Source organism: Psychrobacillus sp. FSL K6-2365 (genome assembly GCF_038003165.1).
In the GTDB taxonomy this organism is placed as follows: Bacteria; Bacillota; Bacilli; order Bacillales_A; family Planococcaceae; genus Psychrobacillus; species Psychrobacillus psychrodurans.
The window spans coordinates 97,765-109,505 of sequence record NZ_JBBOOO010000001.1 but is presented as its reverse complement, the minus strand read 5'-3'; the positions used below and the strand labels follow the sequence as shown (position 1 = coordinate 109,505).

Genomic DNA, 11,741 nt, shown 5'->3' with positions numbered 1-11,741 from the left:
TGCAGAACTACAGATTAAATGGCGCTTCTACTTTTCTCTACTTTAAAAGTCACTAAAACAAATATAGCAAAACTAATCAACAATATCGTGCCGCCTACAATATACGTGATCAACGCAAAGGTCTCATCTATTTGGAAAGGGTGTATAAACTGTAAATACATACCCGATGTCAATCCAATTGCTCCTATAATAGCGGTCGTACCATGGATTGCTACTAGCTTAGGAGACTTAATCTTATACAGTTTATAAAATAGCCCATAAACAAACAATGATAACCATCCCACCAATAAAATATGGGCATGTATAGGACGGAGTGCATAAGATCCCGCCCCTGCCATATGAGAACCTAGATAGGCCCCCAGTAAACCAAATAATGCTCCTGCACGTATTAATCGTAAACTCCATTTTTCTTGCATAATCATTTCCCCCTATTTTTTAATCGTGATTGATAATAACGCTGGTAATAATAACGGTCGAACGATAAACGTATCCAACAGTACACCAACTGCGACGGCAAAACCAAATAGTTTAAGCTCCATGACTGGCTGTGATATTAAAACAGCAAATGTACCCGCAAGTATTAATCCTGCAGAAGAAATAACACCTCCTGTTTTTTCAACCGTTTTCGCAATCGCTTCCTGTTCCTCATACTGTTTGCGTTCTTCTTTCAATCTACTCATTAACATAATTGAATAATCTACCCCTAGCGCTACCAAAAATACAAATGTGTAAAGGGGAATTCGATAACTAAAAGACGTATACCCAAAGAAGAAGTCAAAAGTCCATGTGGAGAATCCTAACGCTGCTCCGAAGGACAGTAAAATGGATAACATCATCAACATCGATGCTCGAATCGATCTAGTTTGTAAAGCAAGCATTAATCCGATCAATACCGTCATTAACCCCATTACGAGTGCCGTATCTCTCTTGTTAATATTACGAATATCTACCTGTTTTACTGTCTCTCCACTTACTAAAACCTGTTGATCTTCTAATTTTTCTCTAATCGTTTCCACTTCATTTAGAGCTTCTTTGCTATAAGGATTTACTTTTAATATGATAGAAAACTGTGTGTACTTATTACTTTCTGAAGACGATGGCCTTACCTGACTAACAAGTGGTCTATCTTCTAATTTCTCTTGAACATCTGCAACCACTTTCTCGTCTTTTGATTTTATTAGAATTGTCGTTGGAGCTATTTCTCCTTCTGAAAATGCTTCTCCTAGCTTTGTAAAACCTTCTCTGGAAGATAACTCTTCAGGGAAAGATGCCAGCAAATCATATGAATAAATAATTGTAGTTGAATGCCAAGTGCCAATCCCTAGCAGTAACAGGATCGGTATCGCTACTGTCCATGGTTTTTTCGTACTAACATTACCGGCATTAGCCCAAATTTTAGTTTTAGCTTCTTTCTTTTTTGGTACTTTCACTACCGCAAACAACGCTGGTAATAATGTAAGTCCCGCGATTAACATGATAACTACTGCAATCACAAACACTGGAGCAAAATTACGATACGGTTCATAAACTGCAATAGCAAGTGTTGCAACACCCGCTAGAATAGTACCTCCACTAAACAATATTGTTTCTCTTGTTCGAGCAAGTGCCACTTTCATATCCTGTTCTTCTTTATAACGGGCATAAAGTAGTAGTGAATAATCAGTAACGACGGCAAACAATAAAATCATCATAATTGAGAGTGCCTGGTTTTCAATCGTAATGGATGTGAATTTCCCAGTAAGACCTATTACTCTATCCACTACTCCATACACAATTCCAGCTCCGATAAGTGGAATGATAGCAAGAATGAGTGAGCGATAAATTACGATTAATATGATAAAAATAATCACTACTGTAGCTAGAAGTAATACTACATCAGCCTGCGAAAAAAGCTCGATTGTATCGCTAGCTATGCCAGCGGGTCCCGTATAATAAGTATTAAAATCTGACGGGATTATATTAGATATGTTTTCTTTTATTTCACTTACTTTTTCATGAATCTCTTTGCTTTCTAGCTGTCCTTCTAAAATTAGTGGCACAAAGAAAGTCTTTTTATCTTCGGATACAAAAGAATCTCGTTGCTCCATAGGAATCTTAGAAAACTTCGGAATACTAGAGTAATTTTGTTCCATTAATTCTAATACTCTTTGAATTTCTTCATCATTGGTAGCTTTATTACTTTCAAAAACAATAATTAAAGGTATTCCTTCGTTACTAGAAAAGTTTTCTTTAATAACTTTATCTGCTTGAATGGATATAGCCGTGTCTGGAAGTCCTGCATTTTTTGATGTACTTGCAACTTCTTTACTGGAAGGAGCAAAGAGTGAAAGTAATCCTACTACCATTAGCCAACTAATGATAATAACTAACCAGTTCCGTTTATTTCTCATATCTGTACCTCCTATTGTATTTCCTTATAAGAGGCACTATACAAGTTGAAAGTGAACGGAAGATGAACAGATAATTACAGCTTTTTTAATCGGATGATTACTTTAGTGCCATGAGGTTCTATACTTTCAAAAGAAAGTTCTCCTTCATGTGATTGAATTACTTCCTGTACAATCGCTAAGCCTAGTCCACTTCCCTCAATTTGCGTTGAACGAGCTTCATCCTCCCTATAAAACCTTTCCGTCCATTGGTTGTATTTTGTCTGCTTATTCCCACTGCCAGTATCTTGAATTGTGGCGATTACACATTCTTCACTTTCTTCTAAAGTAATATGTATTTCCCCCGGAGAACGATTATACTTTATAGCATTAGAAAGAAGATTCTCCCAAACATATTCAAGCATTTCACTTTCACCGTATATATTTACCGGTTTTATCTTTATATTAATAGATATTTCTTTTTCATCGAGTAACCATCTAAACTTTTGAATGACTTCTTTTAACTGTATATCTAGTGAAAAGACTTCTTTTTTTGTACGGCTATTTACTTGATCAAACGAAGTAAGAACTAATAACTGCTTCATAACATTGGAGAGTCGTTTTGACTCTTGTTGAATAATCGTAACGTACTTTAAATGATCATTTCCACTTAGCTCTCCACTTTTCAGTAGATGAGCGTAACCTTGTATATTCAATAGCGGTGTTTGAAAATCATGGGATACCCTAGAGATAAATTCTTTTTTGTAACGATCGCTAGCATCCAGCTGCATTGCCATGTTTCGAACGCTATCTGCAAGTTGTCCTATTTCATCACGCTGATAGACTGGTAACTCTGCATGGAAATCCTCATTTGCAATTCTATTTGTCGCTATTGTCAATTTAGTTAACGGATCAATCATTATCTTCGCAACTATCAACATTGCTATCACACTTAAAATAATCATTATTACTACTAATCCGCCTAACAACAGATGAATCTCATTAAATAAGAATTTAATATTCGGTCGTTGGAACAGGGCATACTTTTTTCCTTCATAGGTAAATGGCACACCAACCGTATTCGTTAATTCATTAGAAAAATAACCGGTAATAAATGTTTCTTTAGGGAACTCTCTCATACCGTGGTACGTTTCCCCGTTTATAACATTTTCAACAATTGATGTATTAATCTCCTCAACGCGAAACTCGCCTCCGTAAGCTCTTTCTTCCCCATCCTCGTTTACGATGTATAACTGATATCCAGTATTGCCAATTGAATGGAGAAAGGGGTCCAGTTCATTTATATTAGCCATATTAATACTTTCAACGATTGATTTCGCGACTAATACATTTTTTTCATCATTCTTTTCCTTTAGATTTTGATGGTAGTATGTATTTACTATCATAAATCCTAATGTTCCACTCGATAACATTATGAGCAATGTTATCCAAACGAACTTACTATATAAAGTTCTCATCATATAGACTCTTCCAATTTATAACCAATTCCACGAACTGTAGTAATCTGAATTGCTGTCTCTAATTTAGTTAATCGCTCTCTTATCCTTTTAATATGAACGCTTAATGTTTGTTCGTCTCCTTCAAAATCAACTCCCCACACTGTTTCTATTAATTGATCTCGAGTAAAGACTTGGTTTGGCTTAGAAGCTAATTTGGACAGTAGTTCAAACTCCTTTAAAGGTAAAACTAGTACCTCTTCTCCAACCTGAACCTCGAAGCTTTTCCTATTAATTAACATATTGCCAATCCGAATATTAACATCACTCGTTTTATCATATCTTCTTAAAATAGCGCGGATACGAAATAATAATTCTTTTGGTTCAAACGGTTTTACTAAATAGTCATCCGATCCAGCAATATATCCTTTTTCTTTATCCTCAAGTTTCCCTTTTGCTGTTAAGAGTAATACTGGAATATTATATTGTTCGCGTATTATTTTAGTTAATTGAAAACCATCCATTATAGGCATCATGACATCTATAATTGCTAAATCAGGGAGTTCATGTTCCAATATGTCTAACCCTTCTTTTCCATTTTTAGCTTTAATAACGCGGTATCCAGATTGAGATAAATAAATAGAGATTAATTCAAGTGTATGTATGTCATCATCTACTGCTAATATTACTACCACTTTGTCCCTCCTATATAAATGTAGTTACTTCATATTCTGTCTGTTAAGTTGTAAAACAGCAAGTAATTAAAATGATTTAATAATCGAATAAAGGAGAGTAACAATAGAACAGTTGAAGGAAATTATAAACTTTAGTAATAGATAAAAAAGCCGCTACCTATAATTCGGTAACGACTTTCAGACTGTAGACAAACTCAATTTTTGGTGCATAGAGTTGTATACTAAAATCGGCAAGGACCACCACTTCGCTTTCCGTGGGCTTGGCTTCAGCCTCCTCGTCCCTGCGAAAACATATGCTCCTGCGGTTACTCGTCGCAAAGACATTGGTCAAACAAAGTTCGACCAATGTCTTTCCTGCGGGGTCTTCTACTCAAGCTGTTCCCACAGGAGTCTTCGTGGTGGTCCTTGCCTTATAAACAACTCCTTAAAGGTTTCCACTATATATACTTTTATTTAGATAAAGCAACCTCTTTAAAGATATTTATTATTACTCATAGCAGTTTTAAAAATATTTTTGTCGTCAAGCTGAAAGTCGTTACCAATTACTCGGTAACGACTTTTCTTTGGTGCCTAGCGACATTTTACTCTCACAGGGGGAGACCCCCAACTACCATCGGCGCAAGAGCTTTACTTCCGTCTCCGGGCTGCGACAGCAGATAGGCGGCAGATTTCCTTCGTCAGCCGCACTCGTTCAATTCTCGCGTATGTTATACGCTCCGAGTCTCTCTCGCTTGCTTCCTCGAACTCTTTGCCCCTCTACTTTCTCGCATACTTTCTTATAGATATAGACTGCCTACGGCTTATTTATTTATATAAAAAAGCCGCTACCGATAATTCGGTAACGACTTTTTCTTGGTGCCCAGCGACGTCCTACTCTCACAGGGGGAGACCCCCAACTACCATCGGCGCTGAAGAGCTTAACTTCCGTGTTCGGTATGGGAACGGGTGTGACCTCTTCGCCATCATCACTAGACTCATTCGGCTTTCAATATACGGCGAATTGCGTTGTCAACTTCATTCGATCTGTCAGTCACGTACGTTAGTACGTTCCTTCCTTCTCTCACTTGTTTCCTAGCACTGCTTGTATCTTGAAACCCTCATATATTGAGTGTTTGTTCACTCAAAACTGGATAAACGACATTGTTACGTTAAACAAATTTGGTTAAGTCCTCGATCGATTAGTATTCGTCAGCTGCACGTGTCGCCACGCTTCCACCCCGAACCTATCTACCTCATCGTCTTTGAGGGATCTTACTTACTTGCGTAATGGGAAATCTCATCTTGAGGGGGGCTTCGTGCTTAGATGCTTTCAGCACTTATCCCGTCCACACATAGCTACCCAGCGATGCTCTTGGCAGAACAACTGGTACACCAGCGGTGTGTCCATCCCGGTCCTCTCGTACTAAGGACAGCTCCTCTCAAATTTCCTACGCCCACGACGGATAGGGACCGAACTGTCTCACGACGTTCTGAACCCAGCTCGCGTACCGCTTTAATGGGCGAACAGCCCAACCCTTGGGACCGACTACAGCCCCAGGATGCGATGAGCCGACATCGAGGTGCCAAACCTCCCCGTCGATGTGGACTCTTGGGGGAGATAAGCCTGTTATCCCCGGGGTAGCTTTTATCCGTTGAGCGATGGCCCTTCCATGCGGAACCACCGGATCACTAAGCCCGTCTTTCGACCCTGCTCGACTTGTAGGTCTCGCAGTCAAGCTCCCTTCTGCCTTTACACTCTTCGAATGATTTCCAACCATTCTGAGGGAACCTTTGGGCGCCTCCGTTACACTTTAGGAGGCGACCGCCCCAGTCAAACTACCCGCCTGACACTGTCTCCTACCCGGGTTACGGGTATGGGTTAGAATTTCAATACAACCAGGGCAGTATCCCACCGACGCCTCCTCCGAAGCTGGCGCTCCGGGCTCTAAGGCTCCTGCCTATCCTGTACAAGTTGCACCAAAATTCAATATCAAGCTATAGTAAAGCTCCACGGGGTCTTTCCGTCCTGTCGCGGGTAACCTGCATCTTCACAGGTACTATAATTTCACCGAGTCTCTCGTTGAGACAGTGCCCAGATCGTTACGCCTTTCGTGCGGGTCGGAACTTACCCGACAAGGAATTTCGCTACCTTAGGACCGTTATAGTTACGGCCGCCGTTTACTGGGGCTTCAATTCGCACCTTCGCTTGCGCTAAGCACTCCTCTTAACCTTCCAGCACCGGGCAGGCGTCAGCCCCTATACTTCACCTTACGGTTTTGCAGAGACCTGTGTTTTTGCTAAACAGTCGCCTGGGCCTATTCACTGCGGCTCTTCTAGGCTATGCACCCAAAAGAGCACCCCTTCTCCCGAAGTTACGGGGTCATTTTGCCGAGTTCCTTAACGAGAGTTCTCTCGCTCACCTTAGGATTCTCTCCTCGACTACCTGTGTCGGTTTGCGGTACGGGCACCTATCACCTCGCTAGAGGCTTTTCTTGGCAGTGTGAAATCAGGAACTCCGGACATACGTCCTCGCCATCACAGCTCAATGTTATAGAATGCGGATTTGCCTACATTCACACCTTACTGCTTGGACATGCATAACCAACAGCATGCTTACCCTATCCTTCTGCGTCCCCCCATTACTCAAACGGTGGTTTGGTGGTACAGGAATATCAACCTGTTATCCATCGCCTACGCCTATCGGCCTCGGCTTAGGTCCCGACTAACCCTGAGCGGACGAGCCTTCCTCAGGAAACCTTAGTCATACGGTGGACGGGATTCTCACCCGTCTTTCGCTACTCATACCGGCATTCTCACTTCTAAGCGCTCCACCAGTCCTTCCGGTCTGACTTCAACGCCCTTAGAACGCTCTCCTACCACTGATACCAAAGGTATCAATCCACAGCTTCGGTGATTTGTTTAGCCCCGATACATTTTCGGCGCAGCGTCACTCGACCAGTGAGCTATTACGCACTCTTTAAATGATGGCTGCTTCTAAGCCAACATCCTGGTTGTCTAAGCAACGCCACATCCTTTTCCACTTAACAAATACTTTGGGACCTTAGCTGGTGGTCTGGGCTGTTTCCCTCTTGACTACGGATCTTATCACTCGCAGTCTGACTCCCAAACATAAATCATTGGCATTCGGAGTTTGTCTGAATTCGGTAACCCGGGATGGGCCCCTAGTCCAAACAGTGCTCTACCTCCAAGATTCTAACGTTTGAGGCTAGCCCTAAAGCTATTTCGGAGAGAACCAGCTATCTCCAGGTTCGATTGGAATTTCTCCGCTACCCACACCTCATCCCCGCACTTTTCAACGTGCGTGGGTTCGGACCTCCAGTAAGTGTTACCTTACCTTCATCCTGGACATGGGTAGATCACCTGGTTTCGGGTCTACGACCACATACTCATTCGCCCTATTCAGACTCGCTTTCGCTGCGGCTCCGTCTTCTCAACTTAACCTTGCATGTAATCGTAACTCGCCGGTTCATTCTACAAAAGGCACGCTATCACCCATTAACGGGCTCTAACTACTTGTAGGCACACGGTTTCAGGATCTATTTCACTCCCCTTCCGGGGTGCTTTTCACCTTTCCCTCACGGTACTGGTTCACTATCGGTCACTAGGTAGTATTTAGCCTTGGGAGATGGTCCTCCCGGATTCCGACGGAATTTCACGTGTTCCGCCGTACTCAGGATACACTCAAGAGAGAATGAATTTTGGACTACGGGGCTTTTACCCTATCCTGCGGACCTTTCCAGATCGCTTCGTCTAACTCATTCCTTTGTAACTCTATGTAGAGTGTCCTACAACCCCAAGAGGCAAGCCTCTTGGTTTGGGCTATTCCCGTTTCGCTCGCCGCTACTCAGGGAATCGATTTTTCTTTCTCTTCCTCCAGGTACTTAGATGTTTCAGTTCCCTGGGTGTGTCTCAGATGCGCTATGTATTCACGCAAATGTACTGCTCCATTACGAACAGTGGGTTTCCCCATTCGGAAATCTCCGGATCAAAGCTCACTTACAGCTCCCCGAAGCATATCGGTGTTAGTGCCGTCCTTCGTCGACTCCTAGTGCCAAGGCATTCACCGTGCGCCCTTATTAACTTAACCTAAAAGTTAAAAAGTCTTACACGTTGTAATTACGTAAATAATCACAACAGAATTTCTTGTTGTTTATTGTTTCAATGTCGTTTTATCCAGTTTTCAAAGAACAAAGATTTTGTTCCTTTGCGACGAGTAATCGCAGGAGCAAATAATATAATTTGGTGGAGCCTAGCGGGATCGAACCGCTGACCTCCTGCGTGCAAGGCAGGCGCTCTCCCAGCTGAGCTAAGGCCCCGAAACAAAAAAAGGGTATGGTGGGCCTAAATGGACTCGAACCATCGACCTCACGCTTATCAGGCGTGCGCTCTAACCAGCTGAGCTATAGGCCCTCTTTGAATTTCCATATATTAATATGAACATTCAAAACTGAACTGCAAAACGTTAAGATACGAATAAAGATTCGCATTCCGATATTATCCTTAGAAAGGAGGTGATCCAGCCGCACCTTCCGATACGGCTACCTTGTTACGACTTCACCCCAATCATCTGTCCCACCTTCGGCGGCTGGCTCCCGTAAGGGTTACCCCACCGACTTCGGGTGTTACAAACTCTCGTGGTGTGACGGGCGGTGTGTACAAGGCCCGGGAACGTATTCACCGTGGCATGCTGATCCACGATTACTAGCGATTCCGGCTTCATGTAGGCGAGTTGCAGCCTACAATCCGAACTGAGAACGGTTTTATGGGATTTGCTCACCCTCGCGGGGTTGCGACCCTCTGTACCGTCCATTGTAGCACGTGTGTAGCCCAGGTCATAAGGGGCATGATGATTTGACGTCATCCCCACCTTCCTCCGGTTTATCACCGGCAGTCACCTTAGAGTGCCCAACTGAATGCTGGCAACTAAGATCAAGGGTTGCGCTCGTTGCGGGACTTAACCCAACATCTCACGACACGAGCTGACGACAACCATGCACCACCTGTCACCGCTGTCCCCGAAGGGAAAAGCCTATCTCTAGGCCGGTCAGCGGGATGTCAAGACCTGGTAAGGTTCTTCGCGTTGCTTCGAATTAAACCACATGCTCCACCGCTTGTGCGGGCCCCCGTCAATTCCTTTGAGTTTCAGTCTTGCGACCGTACTCCCCAGGCGGAGTGCTTAATGCGTTAGCTGCAGCACTAAGGGGCGGAAACCCCCTAACACTTAGCACTCATCGTTTACGGCGTGGACTACCAGGGTATCTAATCCTGTTTGCTCCCCACGCTTTCGCGCCTCAGCGTCAGTTACAGACCAGAAAGCCGCCTTCGCCACTGGTGTTCCTCCAAATCTCTACGCATTTCACCGCTACACTTGGAATTCCGCTTTCCTCTTCTGTACTCAAGTCCCCCAGTTTCCAATGACCTTCCACGGTTGAGCCGTGGGATTTCACATCAGACTTAAAGGACCGCCTGCGCGCGCTTTACGCCCAATAATTCCGGACAACGCTTGCCACCTACGTATTACCGCGGCTGCTGGCACGTAGTTAGCCGTGGCTTTCTAATGAGGTACCGTCAAGGTACGAGCAGTTACTCTCGTACTTGTTCTTCCCTCACAACAGAGTTTTACGATCCGAAAACCTTCTTCACTCACGCGGCATTGCTCCATCAGACTTTCGTCCATTGTGGAAGATTCCCTACTGCTGCCTCCCGTAGGAGTCTGGGCCGTGTCTCAGTCCCAGTGTGGCCGATCACCCTCTCAGGTCGGCTACGCATCGTCGCCTTGGTGAGCCGTTACCTCACCAACTAGCTAATGCGCCGCGGGCCCATCCTGTAGTGACAGCGAGATGCCGTCTTTTAACATCTCCCCATGTGAGGAAATGGATTATTCGGTATTAGCCCCGGTTTCCCGGAGTTATCCCAATCTACAGGGCAGGTTGCCCACGTGTTACTCACCCGTCCGCCGCTAAATCAGAAGAAGCAAGCTTCTTCGTCATTCGCTCGACTTGCATGTATTAGGCATGCCGCCAGCGTTCGTCCTGAGCCAGGATCAAACTCTCCATAATAGAGAACTTAAAAAGCTCATTTTGTTTTGCTGGCATCATCATTAAATGATGTCAAAATTGTTTTGCTATCAGACTAACAAAGTTAGTTGATAGGCTGTATGTCTTAACGTTTTGCATGTTCAGTTTTCAATGTTCATGGTGGAGCCTAGCGGGATCGAACCGCTGACCTCCTGCGTGCAAGGCAGGCGCTCTCCCAGCTGAGCTAAGGCCCCAAAAAGTAATAACTGGTCGGGAAGACAGGATTCGAACCTGCGACCCCTTGGTCCCAAACCAAGTGCTCTACCAAGCTGAGCTACTTCCCGTTATATGGTGCGCTCGGCAGGACTCGAACCTGCAACCTCTTGATTCGTAGTCAAGTGCTCTATCCAATTGAGCTACGAGCGCAATATTTCATAAAAGTGGTGCCGAGGACCGGAATCGAACCGGTACGGTAGTCACCTACCGCAGGATTTTAAGTCCTGTGCGTCTGCCAGTTCCGCCACCCCGGCACTTTAATGAATCTTTGGAGCGGAAGACGAGGTTCGAACTCGCGACCCCCACCTTGGCAAGGTGGTGTTCTACCACTGAACTACTTCCGCTCGGTTATTAAATTAAATGGTGCGGGTGAAGGGAGTCGAACCCCCACGCCTTGCGGCGCTAGATCCTAAGTCTAGTGCGTCTGCCAGTTCCGCCACACCCGCATACATAATTCACTTAAAAAGTGATGAGCCATGTAGGATTCGAACCTACGACCCTCTGATTAAAAGTCAGATGCTCTACCAACTGAGCTAATGGCTCTAAAAATGGTGCCGGAGAAAGGACTTGAACCCTCAACCTACTGATTACAAGTCAGTTGCTCTACCAGTTGAGCTACTCCGGCAGGAGTAAATATATGGTGGAGGATGACGGGCTCGAACCGCCGACCCTCTGCTTGTAAGGCAGATGCTCTCCCAGCTGAGCTAATCCTCCATGGGAAATATAATTTTATTACAAGCCCAGCGACGTCCTACTCTCACAGGGGGAGACCCCCAACTACCATCGGCGCTGAAGAGCTTAACTTCCGTGTTCGGTATGGGAACGGGTGTGACCTCTTCGCCATCATCACTAGACTTGAATACTTTTGAAAGACATGCTTTATTATAACAACTCTGTAGAATTTTTCAAGGGTTATTTAATAAAAAATTT

4 protein-coding genes, 11 tRNA genes and 4 rRNA genes are annotated in these 11,741 nt (G+C 44.1%); all 19 read right to left on the bottom strand.

All coding sequences use genetic code 11. The features are described 5' to 3' along the window. Positions 1–14: 14 nt before the first annotated feature. Positions 15–416, bottom strand: a complete 402-nt coding sequence (locus MKY29_RS00545; RefSeq protein ID WP_093495418.1) for a hypothetical protein — start codon at positions 414–416, stop codon at positions 15–17. A 12-nt stretch (positions 417–428) separates the two neighbouring features. Continuing rightward, complete coding sequence (locus tag MKY29_RS00540; protein WP_340878693.1) at positions 429–2,390, bottom strand: MMPL family transporter; 1,962 nt, start codon at positions 2,388–2,390, stop codon at positions 429–431. Positions 2,391–2,464: 74 nt separating this feature from the next. Then, entirely contained in the window at positions 2,465–3,844 is a 1,380-nt protein-coding gene (locus tag MKY29_RS00535) for a sensor histidine kinase (protein ID WP_093495430.1), read from the bottom strand. Continuing rightward, positions 3,844–4,518, bottom strand: coding sequence for a response regulator transcription factor (locus MKY29_RS00530; RefSeq protein WP_340878692.1), 675 nt, complete (start codon positions 4,516–4,518; stop codon positions 3,844–3,846). The genes MKY29_RS00535 and MKY29_RS00530 overlap by 1 nt, the downstream gene beginning before the upstream one ends. 857 nt (positions 4,519–5,375) lie before the next feature. Next, positions 5,376–5,491, bottom strand: a 5S ribosomal RNA gene (gene rrf, locus MKY29_RS00525). 185 nt (positions 5,492–5,676) lie between these two features. Beyond that, positions 5,677–8,605, bottom strand: a 23S ribosomal RNA gene (locus MKY29_RS00520). A 153-nt stretch (positions 8,606–8,758) separates the two neighbouring features. Then, positions 8,759–8,834, bottom strand: a tRNA-Ala gene (locus MKY29_RS00515). A gap of 17 nt (positions 8,835–8,851) precedes the next feature. Further along, positions 8,852–8,928: transfer RNA gene (locus MKY29_RS00510), tRNA-Ile, on the bottom strand. Positions 8,929–9,022: 94 nt separating this feature from the next. Further along, positions 9,023–10,577: ribosomal RNA gene (locus MKY29_RS00505) — 16S ribosomal RNA — on the bottom strand. A gap of 136 nt (positions 10,578–10,713) precedes the next feature. After that, positions 10,714–10,789, bottom strand: a tRNA-Ala gene (locus tag MKY29_RS00500). A 13-nt stretch (positions 10,790–10,802) separates the two neighbouring features. Continuing rightward, positions 10,803–10,879: transfer RNA gene (locus MKY29_RS00495), tRNA-Pro, on the bottom strand. A 5-nt stretch (positions 10,880–10,884) separates the two neighbouring features. After that, a tRNA-Arg gene (locus tag MKY29_RS00490) sits at positions 10,885–10,961 on the bottom strand. 15 nt (positions 10,962–10,976) lie between these two features. Then, a tRNA-Leu gene (locus tag MKY29_RS00485) sits at positions 10,977–11,065 on the bottom strand. A 15-nt stretch (positions 11,066–11,080) separates the two neighbouring features. Continuing rightward, a tRNA-Gly gene (locus MKY29_RS00480) sits at positions 11,081–11,155 on the bottom strand. A gap of 17 nt (positions 11,156–11,172) precedes the next feature. Beyond that, positions 11,173–11,257: transfer RNA gene (locus MKY29_RS00475), tRNA-Leu, on the bottom strand. A gap of 24 nt (positions 11,258–11,281) precedes the next feature. Then, a tRNA-Lys gene (locus MKY29_RS00470) sits at positions 11,282–11,354 on the bottom strand. Between the two features lie 6 nt (positions 11,355–11,360). Then, a tRNA-Thr gene (locus tag MKY29_RS00465) sits at positions 11,361–11,436 on the bottom strand. Positions 11,437–11,449: 13 nt separating this feature from the next. Continuing rightward, a tRNA-Val gene (locus MKY29_RS00460) sits at positions 11,450–11,525 on the bottom strand. 24 nt (positions 11,526–11,549) lie between these two features. Further along, a 5S ribosomal RNA gene (gene rrf / locus MKY29_RS00455) occupies positions 11,550–11,665 on the bottom strand. The 16S, 23S and 5S rRNA genes sit together here with 11 tRNA genes alongside, the layout of an rRNA operon. Positions 11,666–11,741: the final 76 nt, after the last annotated feature.

What these genes read in the sequence shown, in the direction of transcription:
- MKY29_RS00545 (WP_093495418.1), bottom strand. Translation starts at nt 416, where the DNA reads ATGCAAGAAAAATGGAGTTTACGATTAATACGTGCAGGAGCATTATTT.
- MKY29_RS00540 (WP_340878693.1), bottom strand. Translation starts at nt 2,390, where the DNA reads ATGAGAAATAAACGGAACTGGTTAGTTATTATCATTAGTTGGCTAATG.
- MKY29_RS00535 (WP_093495430.1), bottom strand. Translation starts at nt 3,844, where the DNA reads ATGAGAACTTTATATAGTAAGTTCGTTTGGATAACATTGCTCATAATG.